Annotated in this window: 14 protein-coding genes; 8 read left to right on the top strand and 6 right to left on the bottom strand. The window is 41.9% G+C overall.

The window, feature by feature from the left end:
• Positions 1 to 10: 10 nt before the first annotated feature.
• The 5 genes from FTU79_RS01530 to rplU all read right to left on the bottom strand — a co-directional run bounded on the left by FTU79_RS01530 (position 11) and on the right by rplU (position 4,305).
• Positions 11 to 802 (bottom strand): RsiV family protein, encoded by a 792-nt coding sequence (locus FTU79_RS01530; RefSeq protein WP_180048757.1) that lies wholly within the window; start codon positions 800 to 802, stop codon positions 11 to 13.
• Between the two features lie 161 nt (positions 803 to 963).
• Positions 964 to 1,659, bottom strand: coding sequence for an outer membrane lipoprotein chaperone LolA (gene lolA, locus FTU79_RS01535; protein ID WP_111885313.1), 696 nt, complete (start codon positions 1,657 to 1,659; stop codon positions 964 to 966).
• Positions 1,660 to 1,891: 232 nt separating this feature from the next.
• Positions 1,892 to 3,538: a YadA-like family protein gene (locus FTU79_RS01540; protein ID WP_180048758.1), complete on the bottom strand. Its 1,647-nt coding sequence runs from the start codon at positions 3,536 to 3,538 to the stop codon at positions 1,892 to 1,894.
• A 181-nt stretch (positions 3,539 to 3,719) separates the two neighbouring features.
• On the bottom strand, positions 3,720 to 3,974 hold the full coding sequence (rpmA, locus tag FTU79_RS01545) for a 50S ribosomal protein L27 (RefSeq protein WP_067764378.1): 255 nt from the start codon (positions 3,972 to 3,974) through the stop codon (positions 3,720 to 3,722).
• A gap of 19 nt (positions 3,975 to 3,993) precedes the next feature.
• Positions 3,994 to 4,305 carry a 50S ribosomal protein L21 gene (gene rplU / locus FTU79_RS01550; protein WP_078191390.1) on the bottom strand — a complete coding sequence of 104 codons (312 nt, stop codon included), beginning with the start codon at positions 4,303 to 4,305 and terminating at the stop codon, positions 3,994 to 3,996.
• 459 nt (positions 4,306 to 4,764) lie between these two features.
• On the opposite strand from rplU, the gene sdsA reads away from it, so the two are divergent.
• The 8 genes from sdsA to FTU79_RS01590 all read left to right on the top strand — a co-directional run bounded on the left by sdsA (position 4,765) and on the right by FTU79_RS01590 (position 15,479).
• Complete coding sequence (gene sdsA / locus FTU79_RS01555) at positions 4,765 to 5,742, top strand: All-trans-nonaprenyl-diphosphate synthase (protein WP_180005068.1); 978 nt, start codon at positions 4,765 to 4,767, stop codon at positions 5,740 to 5,742.
• Positions 5,743 to 5,773: 31 nt separating this feature from the next.
• Positions 5,774 to 7,825, top strand: a complete 2,052-nt coding sequence (locus FTU79_RS01560; protein WP_180025860.1) for a site-specific recombinase — start codon at positions 5,774 to 5,776, stop codon at positions 7,823 to 7,825.
• Positions 7,826 to 7,977: 152 nt separating this feature from the next.
• Complete coding sequence (locus FTU79_RS01565; protein WP_180025810.1) at positions 7,978 to 8,574, top strand: phosphatase PAP2 family protein; 597 nt, start codon at positions 7,978 to 7,980, stop codon at positions 8,572 to 8,574.
• A 42-nt stretch (positions 8,575 to 8,616) separates the two neighbouring features.
• A complete protein-coding gene (locus FTU79_RS01570; protein ID WP_168378125.1) occupies positions 8,617 to 9,882 on the top strand; it encodes an efflux RND transporter periplasmic adaptor subunit in 1,266 nt (421 codons plus the stop codon).
• A 12-nt stretch (positions 9,883 to 9,894) separates the two neighbouring features.
• Complete coding sequence (locus tag FTU79_RS01575) at positions 9,895 to 13,074, top strand: efflux RND transporter permease subunit (protein WP_180007567.1); 3,180 nt, start codon at positions 9,895 to 9,897, stop codon at positions 13,072 to 13,074.
• Positions 13,074 to 14,528 carry a multidrug efflux RND transporter AdeIJK outer membrane channel subunit AdeK gene (gene adeK, locus FTU79_RS01580; protein ID WP_078191396.1) on the top strand — a complete coding sequence of 485 codons (1,455 nt, stop codon included), beginning with the start codon at positions 13,074 to 13,076 and terminating at the stop codon, positions 14,526 to 14,528. The genes FTU79_RS01575 and adeK overlap by 1 nt, the downstream gene beginning before the upstream one ends.
• A gap of 147 nt (positions 14,529 to 14,675) precedes the next feature.
• The gene (locus tag FTU79_RS01585) at positions 14,676 to 15,032 is read left to right on the top strand and encodes a YbjQ family protein (RefSeq protein WP_078192212.1); all 357 of its coding nucleotides are present in this window, start codon (positions 14,676 to 14,678) and stop codon (positions 15,030 to 15,032) included.
• Positions 15,033 to 15,035: 3 nt separating this feature from the next.
• Complete coding sequence (locus FTU79_RS01590; RefSeq protein WP_078192213.1) at positions 15,036 to 15,479, top strand: YbjQ family protein; 444 nt, start codon at positions 15,036 to 15,038, stop codon at positions 15,477 to 15,479.
• Positions 15,480 to 15,512: 33 nt separating this feature from the next.
• Here FTU79_RS01590 and FTU79_RS01595 read toward each other — a convergent pair whose 3' ends face one another.
• Positions 15,513 to 16,529 (bottom strand): hypothetical protein, encoded by a 1,017-nt coding sequence (locus FTU79_RS01595; protein WP_180048759.1) that lies wholly within the window; start codon positions 16,527 to 16,529, stop codon positions 15,513 to 15,515.
• Positions 16,530 to 16,588: the final 59 nt, after the last annotated feature.

Here is a 16,588-nt window from a genome sequence, read left to right on the forward strand (position 1 = left end):
GCAAATTGTCTTATTTGGTTTCGTAATTTGGCAAACTTGGTAAATATTCAGGTTTAAATAGCCCTTTAGCCATAAAATATGGAAGTTTTAGCTCAGGCATGCCCTCTGCGTAGCTCGCCAATTCATACAGCGGATAAGCAAATACGATCCCGTTCGCGCCATAATAAAAATTATCGCTTAACTGTAGTTTTGAACGTTCAATATCGTGACTATCTAACCACATATAGTTGGCATCAAATAATGCGCTAATCACTTTCGCATCTGCACCTTTGACTAAGACATCTTGTAAAGCCAAACGTTTTTTGGCTTTTAAATCAAAATTGACATATTCAACATGCGACATGCCATGAGCCGCATGCGCTGCGTAGGTATAGCTTTCGATTGCAAAAGTTGCGATATGTCCCCACTGACTAATATATCGAACAGAAGTGGTACTTTGACTTAGGCCTGCATCCGTCTTGTCTGATAAATCGATTTTTTGATTCGGCTCAGTTGAAAATGCAATCGGGTCTGCTTTTTTAATCCGATCAGTAAAATATTGATTAATCCAATCAACATTGGTTTCAACTGTTTGAATCCTATATTGGGTACAACCTTCCGCATCGCAAGCTTGAGCTTTTGGTAATTGCATCTCAACAGATTTAGATTGAATAAGTGGAATCGCATCAGCGACGACCGCTGGCTTCTGTTCCGTCGTTGCACCTTCAACAGGTTCATTTCGAGGATGGCAGGCCGTTAATGACCCGACTAAAACCACAGCTGAAACAGCCCAAGCTATATTATTCATATGATTTTTTTTCATCCCAAAATTCCCTATAGCAACAATCAAAACCACAAGTTACTTCATTTAAGCAAACTGTGAATATCAGCATACTACTAAATTTCACTTAAATTCAGCTTGCGTCCTTTACATTTCTTCATAAAAAAAGCAGACCGATGTCTGCTTTTTTTCGTTCATGAGAATTATTGATCAATAATGTCCGTACCTTTTGGAGGTACAAAGTTAAAAGTTGATGCTGGAATAGACGCATTGACCTTCACATTATTGAAACGTACATGGGTTGTTTGACCTAATGAGTCTTGGAGAATCATTAAGGTCGGCGCATTTTTCGCACCAAAACTAATGGTTAAGCTTTGAAACACGCCATCATCACTTTTTGGATATAAGGTGTAATAGGTTTTGGTCTTATTCGGCTGTGTAATACGATAAGACTTCATGATTTGAGCTGTATTACCTGACAATAATAATGCAGGCGTATTCGCAACTTGGTCATCTAAGCTTTGGCGTACCGCTTGTTGTAGGTCTGGGTCATAGATCCAAACCGTTTTACCTGTAGTCGCAATGGTTTGCTTAGATGGGCTGGTTGTTTCCCAATAGAATTTACCCGGACGCTGAACTTTCATGACCCCAGTAAAAGTCTGGTTCATATGCTGAGCACTTAAACCTTTCTTTTGAGTTGCTTTCGGGTTGGTCACTTTTGTAGTTTGCTGAAAGTTAGCAGTAAAACTTTTAATACCCGATAATTGTTTCACCAAATTGGCAGTTGCCTGCTGCTCCGACGCTGCAACTGGTGCCGCGAATACTGTCGTACTCATAACCGGTGCCAGTGTCGCTGCACCTAATGCCATAGCACAGATGGTTTTACGAAGCATTTTCATAGATTCACCTTTTATATTTGCATCAACGCAATTTGTTAGATGGCTCCATCTTAAACCACTTTCATTGACTAAATTTAGAGAAAATAAGAAGTTTTGTATGGTTATTAATGCAAATTGCTGTTTTTTATTCATCATGATGGAGAAATATAAAGTAAAAAGGCACTTGATTTGACTCAAATGCCTTTCAAATAATTAAACTATGATTTAGCAATTTTAACATTCCAATATTGAGTTATTTCCATTGCCAACCGATCGATGCACCAGCGCCAAAGTCACCTTCAGAGTTTCCTGTTGCAGCCAATTTATAAACATATTTATTGCTCTCAGTTACTCCACTAAAACCTACTGCATAGCCTTGTGAACCTTCCCAAGTCCCCATACCTACGCTAAACATGTTGTATCCAGCATCTGTGGGTTGTGGTAAGGAGGCGATTGCAATACTTGAAGCAACAGCACCATAAACATTATCTTTAAATTTATTGAAATTATGGTTCAATTCATTCACACGTTGGTTGGTATAGCTATTGGCTTGATTGAGTACATTTGCCCCATGCTGATCTGTATATGCTTTTGAACTATTTAGCACTTCTAGATCTGCTTGACGCATTTGTTTCACATTCACTGCATCGGTGTCTGCCGTACCAGCTGCCACATGAATAATTTGCCGCTCTGCACCAGCCGAGCCAACGGAAACCGTATTATTGCGGTTAGAGCTTGAACCATTGCCAAGTACAACAGCATTATTTGCCGATGTGTTGATATTGTTACCAACCACATAGGTATTATTACCTGTGACTGTATTATTTGAACCTACTGCACCAGAGCCATCACCATTGACTGTATTGTTTACACCGAGGGCAATAGACTGATTACCATCAGCCTTATTACCTGCACCGACTGCAATCGCATCTTGTCCATTCGCAGTTGGTTTAGGTGCTGTATTGGCAACGTTTGATTGGATTTTAATGTACGGATCTGTTCCTTTTAAGCTCAATAACCAGTCCACTTCAGTACCGACAAATCCATTTTTTATCGCAAGTTCATACGCACTGAAACCATTTTCACCTGTTAGCCCTTGTGCGCCAACTGCACCACGTAGACTTTCTAACCATTGGTCTTCATTGCCTTCATAACCATTGCTCACCGCAACTTGATAAGCACTTGCACCATCTAGACCATTGCTGCCATTCAGACCGTTCAAACCATCCTTACCATCGATGCCGTCTTGGCCATTGAGTCCATCTTTACCAGTTGCACCTGTATCACCCTTAGCTCCGGTTGCACCTGTAGCTCCCGTTGCACCAGTATCGCCTTTGTCACCCTTCGCTCCGGTTGCACCTGTAGCACCTGTTGCTCCAGTATCACCTTTATCACCTTTATCACCTTTATCACCTTTAGCTCCGGTCGCACCTGTAGCGCCTGTTGCTCCAGTATCGCCTTTGTCACCTTTAGCTCCGGTTGCACCTGTAGCGCCTGTTGCGCCAGTTGCGCCAGTTGCGCCAGTATCACCTTTATCACCTTTAGCGCCAGGTAAACCTTGTTGCCCACCATGAGGTTTTCCTCCTCCCTCATGCCCATAACCATTGCCGTTCCCATGACTTGTGTGTCCTTTTCCGCCCGAATGTTGATGTGAATCATTACAACCACTCGAACAGGTTAAACCACCTGAGGTATGCTCTCCTGAACCACCAGCCCATGCAATTGAACCTAGAGAAAGTAAAATACTCACAGCAAGTAATTTTGGTATAGCTTTAATAGCGATTGAAGTTGTTTCACCAAGTCCTAGCGTCTTTTCAAATGCAATTTGTCGGCTTTTATCAGGACAATTCCTTTTCTGATAGTCAGCATTGATAAAAACTGTATTCAAGATTTTATTCATGTCCTTATCCTTTTTTAGTATTTATGCTCCTCTATTACGCTCTTTATATTTTGTGATTTAAGTCACTATTTATGGTGATTTATTGATTTATACATCGTTTGTAACAATCTAAAAAAATACTTCACATATTCTTCGGACGAAAAAAAACCCGCAAAAAATACGGGTTTTTTTCTATTAAAGCTTACGCTTCAACAGATACGTAGCGACGACCGAATTGGCCTTTCACTTCGAATTTTACAACGCCGTCAGCAGTTGCAAATAAAGTATGGTCACGGCCCATACCTACATTTACACCAGCGTGGAATTCAGTACCACGTTGACGAACGATGATGTTACCAGCAGTCACAGATTGACCGCCGTAGATTTTAACACCCAACATTTTTGGGTTCGAGTCACGACCGTTTTTAGTCGAACCACCGGCTTTTTTAGTTGCCATGTCTACTTACTCCTCGTAATTAGCCTGAAATAGCTGTAATTTTCAACTCAGTGAACCATTGACGGTGACCTTGTTGTTTACGATAGTGTTTACGACGACGCATTTTGATGATGCGGATTTTGTCGTGACGACCATGGCTAACTACTTCAGCAGTTACTTTAGCGCCAGCTACTACTGGTGCACCAATTTGAATGCTGTCACCGTTAACAAGCATCAACACGTCATCAAAAGTAACAGTTGAGCCAGTTTCAGCTTTCAATAATTCTACTTTAAGGGTTTCACCCTCAACTACACGGTGTTGTTTACCACCGCTTTGGATTACTGCGTACATTTAAGTACTCCAAACATGCCCGTGTTGTCGTGCCGGTAAAGGGATATACCGATCTTAAAACGATCGTCACTGGGGTTTCGCAAAGGCAAAGATTTTAAGGGATAACCCAAAAAACAACAAGTCATTTCCGTAAAATATTAGATGAGTATGCGTTTATTATATAAACAGTGTCATTAAAACCATTAAAATGAGTGCTCTATTTCACTTATCATGCTTTTGGCAAGGTTTAACATAGATTTTTAGCAACAATTCGCTAATATACACTGGACTGACATCAACAACATGCTGTTCAAACAACATGCTAAAGATAAAAGTCTGTTAAAAAATAAGTACAATACTTCCGCTTGATGAAAAAAATCACTTAAGATTAAGTCAATTGAGTAAGTTCTTATCTGTTATTCATATAACAAATTGCTACACTACGTCTGTAATTCAAAAATTATTGAGGTTTCTCTTCATATGACCATCGACTTTAAGCAAGATATTCTCGCGCCTGTTGCTACTGACTTTGCTGCGATGGACAAATTTATTAATGAAGGGATCACGTCTAAAGTTGCCTTGGTCATGGCAGTCAGTAAACATGTAGTCGAAGCAGGCGGTAAACGCATGCGTCCCATTATGTGCTTACTTGCAGCAAAGGCTTGTGGCGCAGAAGATTTAGAAAAACACCGTAAACTTGCAGCAATTATTGAAATGCTACATACCGCAACCTTGGTACATGACGACGTAGTCGATGAATCGGGTTTACGCCGTGGCCGCCCAACAGCAAATGCGACATGGAATAATCAAACTGCCGTACTTGTGGGTGATTTTTTGATTTCTCGCGCTTTTGATTTATTGGTGGATCTAGACAGCAAAGTTTTACTCAAAGACTTTTCAACGGGTACCTGTGAAATTGCTGAAGGTGAAGTTTTACAACTTCAATCACAGCACCAACCTGAAACCACTGAACAAACCTACTTAGATATTATTCACGGTAAAACATCACGTTTATTTGAGCTCGCTACCGAAGGTGCAGCGATTTTGACAGGTACACAAGAGTACCGTGAACCGCTTAGAAAATTTGCCGGACACTTTGGAAATGCCTTTCAAATTATTGACGATATTTTAGATTACACCTCAGATGCTGAAACATTAGGTAAAAATATTGGTGATGATTTGATGGAAGGTAAACCAACTTTACCTTTAATCTCGGCCTTAAAGAATACCACTGGCGAAGAACATGACATTATTCGCCGCAGTATTGCCACAGGTGGTACGGCAGATTTAGAGCGTGTTATTCAGATTGTACAAAGCTCTGGGGCACTTGATTATTGTAGCCAACGAGCGACTGAAGAAACTGAGGCAGCACTAGCCGCTTTAGCAGCGCTACCAGATACTGAATATCGTCAAGCTTTAATCAACCTCGCAAACTTGGCATTACACCGAATTCAATAATTAACAATATTCATCGTAATTCCCCTTGCCTATGCATATAAAACTCAATGATATCTTTTTGACCATGCAGCAACAGCTCGATACCCCTCGGGCTGTGCTGGATGAAAACCTGCTGATCGAATTGATCAACCGAATTCGACCAGAAGATACAAAAAATACCGACGAAATTAAGAAAAAATTTCAGGCTTTCATCCAAGCTTTACTCATCACGCCAGATGCAGCCTCTACCCTGCAAAGTTTTGTCCTAAAGCTCATTAGCCGATATAAACAAACCAGTTTATATGCGGACACGGGTATTTTGTCTCTCGATGGTTTCTGGGGACAACTGTTCCAACGGCTTGGCGCACATTTTCTTCCTCTGATCAATGACGAAACTCAATTACAAGATTTAGTCCGTCGAGTTTTTTATCGTCATAGCGACAAATATTGGCTGGACAGTATTGATGATCAGCAATGGATGCAGCTCTTTCGACTATTTAATCAAGGTCATAGCAATCAGGAAGAAAAAAAGAAAATTCGCCGTGAGTTAATTAAAGCCATTACCGTTTTGTCCTATCGGGTAAGTGGTATTGGCTTATATCCTGAATTTATTAATGCACAACCTGAACTGACCGAATATGAATCACCTTTTTTGGTGCAAAACCGCGAAATAAACGATTTTATTCAGCAGTATAAAAAGCTGCATCAAAGTGCTGAAGAAATGAGTGCTGTGCTACCGCCAGATGCTTCTCAAGCGTTGGTAATGCTGGAACAATGTCGTGATGTGGTGCTGAAAATTCGGCGTGCGACCAAACGAATTGGTGTAAGTGTCAGCCTGACTTACTTATTGTCGCTTTTAGAACAGTGTTTAGATCGCTTAGAAATCTTACTCAACCTGATTGTTGAAGAAGATGATGTCCGCTATGTATCTATGGGTAGTTTACTCAGTGATGTGACGTCAGCGATTTATAGCGAGCGCAGTGTGCGCGATTTGCTCGCCACCAATAGTGAATTGGTTGCCCTACAAGTCACCGAAAACGCAAGTAAAACTGGCGAACACTATGTAAGTACGGACAAACAAGGCTTTATGAGCATGTACCGATCTGCGGCAGGTGCCGGTGTGATCATTGCATGTATGGCAACTTTAAAAGTGCTGATGGCCCGTGTCAGCATGGCACCGCTCATGCAAGCCATTTCATATAGTCTGAACTACTCTTTCGGCTTTATGCTGATTCATGTCTTACATTTTACTGTTGCCACTAAACAGCCTGCGATGACAGCTGCCGCCCTTGCCTCGACGGTTCAGCATCGTAAAGGCTCGAAAATGGCGCAGATTGCCGAACTTGCCGCGCTAATTATTAACATCATTCGAACCCAGTTTATTGCAATCTTAGGCAACATCAGTATTGCGATTCCTGTTGCAGCATTGATCGCATTAAGTTGGGACATGGCTTTACATGAGCCATTAATGAATCATGCAAAAGCAGCTAAAACCTTACACGACCTCAATCCATTTACCTCACTGGCTGTGCCACATGCTGCGATAGCTGGAGTATGTTTGTTTTTATCAGGTTTGCTTGCTGGGTACTTTGACAACATGGCGATCTATCGCAAAGTTGGACCACGGATTCAAGCACATCCAAAGTTAAAACGCATCATGGGTCAAGAGAGACTGGATAAGCTTGCCGCTTACATTGAGCGAAACTTAGGTGCTTTGGCAGGTAACTTCTTATTCGGGATCATGCTGGGCAGTATGGGTACGATTGGATTTATTTTTGGTTTACCTTTAGATATTCGCCATATCGCCTTCGCCTCGGCCAACTTCATTCAAGGCCTCATCAATATTAATGGTTCACCAGACATTGGCTTAATCATTGTGTCATTCTTAGGGGTTATTCTGATCGGTCTGACTAACTTATTCGTCAGTTTCACGTTAACCATTATTGTGGCACTACGGGCACGTCGCGTAAGATTTGAACAATGGAAACCACTGGCTAAACTGGTGATGACTCATTTTCTAACGCGACCAAGTGATTTTTTCTGGCCACCGAAAACCCCACTTGAAGTTGAAGATGGCACACAAGCCAGTAAGAACAATCATTAGCAGATTTGTGTTTTATTTTAGTAAGATGTAAATGAACACAAAAAATAAAATCAGTATGATTTACACAGACTTGAAATAAAGTGTACTGATGAGTACACTTTAGTCCATTAATTAACCGAGCTCAAACCGGTTAAAATGACAAGGAATAAAATATGCCACGAACGCTACTGTTTGTTGGTTTTTTTGCATTAATTATCAGTGTGTTGTCGCTTTATTCTAGCTATTTAAATCTATTAGATTTAAGTATCGTGGAATGGATGAGTCAGCACCGTATTGCTGTTTTTAATCAAATTGCCATCGGACTTTCCGCGCTAGGGGGCATGCCTTTTGTATTATTTTTCACCACGCTATGGTGTTTACACTTTGCGTGGTATAAAAAATATACAGAGATTGTTTTTATCAGTATAGGGATCTTTGGAAGTATCGGCCTTGCATGGTTGCTTAAATTTACGTTCACCAGACCGCGTCCCCCAGAAATGTACTATCTTGTAGCGTCTTACGGGAGTTCATTCCCAAGCGCACACAGTTGTTATGCTGCATCGCTTGCGTGTCTTATGATCTTGATTTACCGACAACATGCTCAACATCGCTTGATCACCATTTTGGCATTGTTATGGATGCTGTGTATGGGTGTTTCGCGAGTATATGTTGGGGTTCATTTTCCGACAGATGTCTTATCCGGTTGGAGCATAAGTTTTATTTGGATCGCGCTACTTTATTTGAGTTACATCAAAATCAGTAAAGCGTAAACAAATGAATAATTTAGATAAATATCTAATTGAGGTGGAACAATGATGTCTGCAAAGCTTTGGGCTCCCGCCCTGACTGCTTGCGCATTGGCAACAAGTATTGCACTTGTTGGTTGTAGCAAAGATCCTAAAGATGCACAGCAAGCTGCTGCTGCACAGCAAATGCCACCAACTGAAGTCGGTGTCATTGTTGCCCAACCGCAAAGCGTTGAACAATCTGTTGAACTTTCCGGCCGTACATCTGCCTATGAAATTTCAGAAGTACGTCCACAAACCAGTGGTGTAGTACTGAAACGTCTATTTGCAGAAGGCAGTTATGTTCGCGAAGGACAAGCCTTGTACGAGATCGACTCGCGTACAAACCGTGCTTCAGCTGACAGTGCTCGTGCTGCTTTAACACGTCAACAAGCAAACCTAAACGTGTTACGTGTTAAAGAAGGTCGTTACCGTCAGCTTGTTGGCTCAAATGCGATTTCTAAACAAGAATACGACGATATTGTTGCTCAAGTTAAACTGGCTGAAGCAGATGTTGCTGCATCTCAGGCAGAACTTAAAAATGCAGAAATTAACTTAGGTTACTCAACTGTACGTGCGCCAATTTCAGGTCAAACCAACCGTTCAACAGTGACAGCGGGTGCTTTAGTTACTGCATCTCAGGCTGATCCATTGGTAACAATTCAACGTCTTGATCCAATGTACGTTGACATTAACCAATCAAGTGCTGAACTTCTTCGTCTACGCCAACAGTTAAGCAAAGGCAACTTAGACAGCAGTAATAACACCAAAGTGAAATTACGTCTTGAAGATGGTAGCGAATACCCAATTGAAGGTCGTCTTGCATTCTCTGATGCAAGTGTGAACCCTGATACAGGTACGGTTACCCTTCGTGCTGTGTTCTCTAACCCGAACCATTTATTGCTTCCGGGTATGTTTGCCAATGCTCGCATCGTTCAGGGTGTGATTCCAAACGCTTACCTCATTCCACAAGCTGCTATTACACGTACCCCTACAGGTCAAGCAATGGCAATGATTGTGAATGCAAAAGGTGCTGTTGAATCTCGCCCTGTAACCACTGTTGGTACACAAGGTTCGAATTGGATCGTGACTCAAGGCTTGAATACTGGCGATAAAGTGATTGTTGACGGTATTGCGAAAGTTAAGCCAGAGCAACAAGTTGTAGCCAAACCGTATCAACCTCAGGCTGCTGCACCTCAAGGTGCTCAACAACCTGCTGCAGCAAAAGAACAAGGTAAAGCAACAGAACAAGCAGCGCCTAAAACTGAACAAAAAGCTACTTCAAACGCATAAGGAGTAGACTGAATGGCTCAATTCTTTATTCATCGCCCCATTTTTGCGTGGGTGATTGCATTGGTAATTATGCTAGCGGGTGTACTCACGCTATCTAATATGCCAATTGCACAGTATCCGACCATTGCGCCGCCAACGGTTTCAATCTCTGCGACTTACCCAGGTGCGTCTGCAGAAACAGTTGAAAACACCGTAACCCAAATCATTGAACAACAAATGAATGGTTTGGATGGCTTACGTTATATTTCGTCAAACAGTGCGGGTAACGGTCAGGCATCTATTACATTGAACTTTGAACAAGGGATCGATCCAGATATCGCCCAAGTTCAAGTCCAAAACAAACTCCAGTCTGCGACAGCGTTATTACCTGAAGATGTACAGCGTCAAGGTGTAAAAGTCACCAAATCTGGCGCAAGCTTCCTACAAGTTGTAGCATTCCACTCACCATCGGGTAAGTTGACTGCGGACGACATTAAGGACTATGTAAACTCGAATATTTCTGAACCTCTCAGCCGTGTGGCAGGTGTAGGTGAAGTCCAAGTATTTGGTGGCTCTTATGCGATGCGTATTTGGCTAGATCCAGCCAAAATGGCAAACCTACAAGTTACACCGAGTGATGTGGCTGCGGCTATCCGTACACAGAATGCTCAGGTTGCTGTTGGTCAGTTAGGTGGTGCGCCTGCAACTGAAGGTCAAGTGCTGAACGCGACAGTTACAGCACAAAGTTTGTTGCAAACGCCTGATCAATTCAAAAATATTTTCCTGCGTAATAGTATCAATGGTGCTCAAGTACGTTTAGGTGATGTTGCACGTGTTGAATTAGGTGCAGACAACTATCAGTTTGACTCTAAGTTCAACAACAAACCTGCTGGTGGTGTAGCGATCAAACTAGCAACTGGTGCAAACGCATTAGACACAGCCGAAGCTGTTGAAGCACGTTTAAAAGAACTACGTCCAAACTACCCTGAAGGTTTAGAAGACACGCTTGCATTTGATACGACTCCATTCATTAAGTTATCGATTGAAAGTGTTGTACATACCCTTGTAGAAGCCGTGATTCTCGTATTCTTTGTGATGTTCTTGTTCTTACAGAACTGGCGCGCAACGATTATTCCGACATTGGCTGTACCTGTAGTGGTATTGGGTACTTTTGCTGTCATTAACATGTTTGGTTTCTCTATCAACACTCTCACCATGTTCGCGATGGTACTGGCGATTGGTCTCCTCGTGGATGATGCAATTGTTGTCGTAGAGAACGTTGAACGTGTCATGGTTGAAGATCATCTTGACCCAGTGACTGCAACTGAAATCTCAATGAAACAGATCTCGGGTGCCCTCATCGGTATTACCTCTGTGTTAACCGCTGTATTCGTGCCGATGGCATTCTTCGGTGGTACGACAGGTGTAATTTATCGTCAGTTCTCAATCACGCTGGTAACAGCAATGATTCTGTCATTGATTGTGGCATTGACCTTTACCCCTGCCCTATGTGCGACCATGTTGAAACAACATGATCCAAACAAACCTGAAAGCAACAATATCTTTGCCCGTTTCTTCCGTTGGTTTAACAGCTCTTTTGATAAAGTTGCGCATAAATACCAAGGCGGCGTGAACTTCATGACACACCACAAGATTTTCTCTGGTGTGATTTATGCAGTTGTAATCGGCTTATTAGTGCTTTTATTCCAAAAGTTACCATCATCATTCTTACCTGAAGAAGACCAAGGTGTTGTAATGACACTGGTACAGTTACCACCGAATGCCTCACTTGAGCGTACGGATAAAACTGTCACTGCAATGACCGATTACTTCCTGAAAAACGAAGAAAAATATGTCGAGTCTGTATTCAGTGTTGCCGGCTTCTCGTTCACAGGTGTGGGTCAAAACGCAGGTCTTGCTTTCGTCAAGTTAAAAGATTGGGAAGACCGTACATCACCTGAATCTCAAGTAGGTGCGATTATTCAACGTGGTATGGCATTGAACATGATCGTGAAGGATGCTTCATACATCATGCCAATCCAATTACCAGCAATGCCAGAATTGGGTGTAACTGCTGGCTTCAACTTGCAGTTAAAAGCTTCTGCAGGTCAAACCCATCAACAACTTATCGATGCCCGTAATATGGTGCTCGGTATGGCTGCTCAAGATAAACGCCTCATGGGTGTTCGTCCTAACGGTCAAGAAGATACGCCACAGTACAAAATCACGATTGACCAAGCTCAAGCCGGTGCTATGGGTGTCAGCATCTCTGAAATCAATACCACAATGGGTATGGCATGGGGTGGTTCTTACATCAACGACTTCGTTGACCGTGGTCGTGTGAAGAAAGTCTATGTACAGGGTGAAGCTGCGGCACGTATGATGCCTGAAGACCTGAGCCAGTGGTATGTTCGTAACAACCAAGGCACAATGGTTCCATTCTCGACCTTCGCTACTGGCGAATGGACTTATGGCTCACCACGTCTTGAACGTTATAACGGTATCGCATCTGTGAACATTCAAGGTTCACCGGGTGTGGGTGTAAGTTCGGGCGACGCGATGAAAGCGATGGAAGAAATTGTACAAAAACTTCCTTCGATGGGCGTTCAAGGCTTTGACTATGAATGGACTGGTTTATCTCTAGAAGAACGTGAGTCTGGCGCACAAGCACCATTCCTATACGCACTTTCATTGTTAATCGTCTTCCTATGTCTTGCTGCCTTGTATGAAAGCTGGTCTATTCCGTTCTCAGTATTACTGGTTGTACCATTAGGTGTATTGGGTGCGTTATTACTGACTTTCCTTGGAATGGTGTTCTTCAAAAATCCAAACTTGGCGAATAACATTTACTTCCAGGTGGCTATTATTGCCGTCATTGGTTTGTCCGCGAAGAATGCGATCTTGATCGTAGAATTCGCCAAAGAACTTCAAGAAAAAGGTGAAGATCTGTTTGACGCAACTTTGCATGCCGCTAAAATGCGTCTACGTCCAATTATCATGACCACTTTAGCCTTTGGTTTTGGTGTACTTCCGCTTGCCCTTTCTTCGGGTGCAGGTGCAGGTAGTCAGCACTCTGTAGGTTATGGTGTATTGGGTGGCGTAATCAGTTCTACCCTACTTGGTATCTTCTTTATTCCTGTGTTCTACGTATGGATCCGAAGTATCTTTAAGTACAAACCAAAACAACAAAATAATCAGGAGCATTTATCGTGATGCAAAATGTATGGTCTATTGCAGGTCGTAGCATTGCGGTTTCTTCACTTGCGCTTGCTTTGGCTGCCTGCCAAAGCATGCGTGGTCCAGAGCCGGTTGTTCAGACCAATATCCCCGAAAGCTACACAGCAAGTGCTTCTGGCACTTCTGTGGCTGAGCAAGGATATAAAGATTTCTTTGCTGACCAACGTCTGGTACAAGTTCTTGACTTAGCTTTAGCCAATAACCGTGACCTACGTACGGCTGCTTTAAATATTGAACGTGCACAACAACAGTATCAAATCACTGCCAATGGTCAATTACCAACCATTGGTGCAAGTGGTAGCGTACTTCGTCAAGACACGTTGAATACGCAAAAGCCTGTAACTTCTTACAATGTCGGTTTAGGTGTCACTGCCTATGAACTTGATTTTTGGGGTCGTGTACGTAGTTTAAAAGACAACGCCTTAGATAGTTACCTTGCAACTGCAAGTGCCCGTGATGCAACGCAAATTGCGCTCGTGGGTCAAGTGGCTCAAGCATGGTTAAACTATGCGTATGCCAACTCAAACTTGAAGCTTGCGGATCAAACCTTAAAGGCTCAGCTTGAATCTTATAATCTCAACAAAAAGCGTTTTGATGTCGGTATCGACAGTGAAGTTCCTGTTCGTCAGGCTCAAATTTCTGTAGAAACTGCACGTAATGATGTTGCGAACTACAAGACTCAAATTGCTCAAGCACAAAACTTATTGAACCTATTAGTGGGTCAACAAGTGCCTGCGAACTTGCTGCCGAACCAACGTGTCAATCGAATTACTTCGACCAATACCATTGGTTCAGGTATTCCAAGTGACTTGTTAAACAACCGTCCAGATGTCCGTGCAGCTGAATACAAACTGTCTGCTGCTGGTGCGAACATTGGTGCAGCTAAAGCACGTCTGTTCCCTACGATTAGTCTAACAGGTTCTGCGGGTTATGCTTCAACGGACTTAGGTGATCTATTTAAATCAGGCAACTTTGTATGGTCTGCTGGTCCTAGCCTAGATATTCCAATCTTCGACTGGGGTACACGTCAGGCCAATATTAAAGTTTCTGAAACTGACCAGAAAATTGCATTGTCTGATTATGAAAAATCAGTTCAGTCAGCTTTCCGTGAAGTGAATGATGCGCTTGCAGTTCGCCAAAACATTGGTGACCGTATTGCGGCACAGCGCCGTTTAGTTGATGCAACCAATACAACTTACAAACTATCAAATGCCCGCTTCCGTGCTGGTATTGATAGCTACTTAACTGTACTGGATGCACAGCGTGCTTCTTATGCAGCTGAACAAGGTTTGTTGTTGCTTGAACAAGCAAATCTCAACAACCAAGTTGAATTGTATAAAACACTTGGTGGTGGTATCAAAGCCAACACTTCTGATGCTGTGCAATACCAACCTTCTACTGCTGAGCGTAAAGCTGCATCAAAACAATAATTTGAGTTAGCCTAGCCCGTAATATTTGAAAAGCTCACTTCGGTGGGCTTTTTCTTTAGATCGGAGCTACAAAATAAAAATGAACATATTGCTTTTTGCTGAAGAGTTTCCTATCTTCAATTCACCTTTTTATATTGATAACTAAAAATGCTTTTAAGTAATCTTGAATCTGTTCCGGGTCATACCATTACACAACAACTTGATGTCGTTTATGGCAGTACTGTCCGCAGTAAACATGTTGGTCGTGACTTTATGGCTGGCCTAAAAAATATCGTGGGTGGTGAACTCAAAGGTTATACAGAACTACTCGAAGAATCCCGTCAAGAAGCTATGAGCCGTATGATTGACAAAGCACGTGCCTTAGGCGCGAATGCGGTCGTCGGTATCCGTTTTTCAACCTCAAATATTGCTCAAGGCGCCTCTGAATTATTTGTGTATGGCACGGCAGTTCGCGTAGAAGCCAACTCAGCAAAACTACCAGACCCATTTCCAACTCAGGACTAAGTCATGGATGCCTTTATTTTTAAAGTCCTGATCTTTGTGGTGCTCTTTTGTATTGGTTGGGGCTTCGGTCGCCATATCGAACAAAAGCATCTCAAAGAACTCGAAGCTCAAGAAAAGCGTTTGGCACATATACGAATAGACAACAACCGCTTTAAAACTACTGAACATTTTGGACAACTGATTTCAAGTAATGTGGTAATTTCGCATGATTATTTTAAATATGTGATTGCCAATATTCAGAACTTCTTTGGCGGACGTTTGACCAGTTATGAAAGCATCGTCGATCGGGCACGTCGTGAAGCCGTGGTGCGTTTAAAGCAAGAAGCTGAAAAGATGGGCGCAAACCAAATTATGGGCTTACGTTTAAGCACCACTGAGTTGGGTATGCAAGGCGGCATGGTCGAAGTCTTTGCGTATGGAACAGCAATTCAAAAGAGAGACATCTGATCTCTCTACTTCTCCCCAATTCATTTTTACTATTTAATTTACTTTACACAATGTGTTTTCAAACTCTTCATAACTCACATTTTCATTGCGACAAACTTTAAAACAAACTTCATTAAATTTCTTTTCATCAATATTTGGATCATGATAACTAAATACAACATCTCCAGCATAAGCACGTGCCAGATCTTGCACCACAATGTCAGCTTTACATCCATATAAAGTTGGACATGCCTCTAATGTTCCTTCGTAATACTCTTTACACTGAGTCGGTTCGACATCCACCATATTGGGTTTTTGCATCGACACATTTAAACCATTTTCATTCATTAGAAGAAAATATTGAAGTTTTCTAAATGGTTTTAAGTCAATCTCGAGTCCCGAATGATTGATACGAGCCAACTGATCTTTGTAAGAATTATGATCATCTAAGATTAACTCTGCATTACCAGCTTTGTCGATTTTGATAAAGTTATAGTTGACAGGCATATATGCACCACCCCCCTTATGTGCAATCACTTCGATCAAATGATCTTTCGCAATAAATGCTCCTGTAAATACAGTCGATTCAACACTGGTCAGCAACTTACCTTTCACTAAAATACAATATCCAAAACATTGATCTTTGAGTCTAGCTTGATCGCCTTTAAAATCATCAACAGGATGAAATTCAGCTCGCCATTTAAAATCACCAATTTTATTCGAGCTATAAGGTAATTTATCAACATCTGAATCTTGAGGATTTTGACTGTAATACTCAGACTTCAATAATCCTTTTTCATCAAACAGTTCTTCGATCGGTAACCACCCCTCATTTGGTCCTCGCATAACAACTTCTGCACTCGCCGCTTCAACTTTAGGTTCAATCTCAACAGATTGAATAACTGGTTCTAATACAGTTCCTATTTCTTTTTCAGGCTTTTCGAGTATTGCGTTGTGCTCAATTTTTTGAGTTTTCTGTTTAAAATAAAAATAAGCCACTGTACCGATTGCACCAATGATTGCGCACAAAATGATGGCTATTCCCCATTTGTTAAAATTATTCTTTTTCATTTCTTATAATCTCGTTACTCATTAAAAAAGTCACTGTTAAGAGTGACTTTTAAACTATT

The organism is Acinetobacter sp. YH12144, from assembly GCF_013418345.1.
GTDB classification, from domain to species: domain Bacteria; phylum Pseudomonadota; class Gammaproteobacteria; order Pseudomonadales; family Moraxellaceae; genus Acinetobacter; species Acinetobacter amyesii.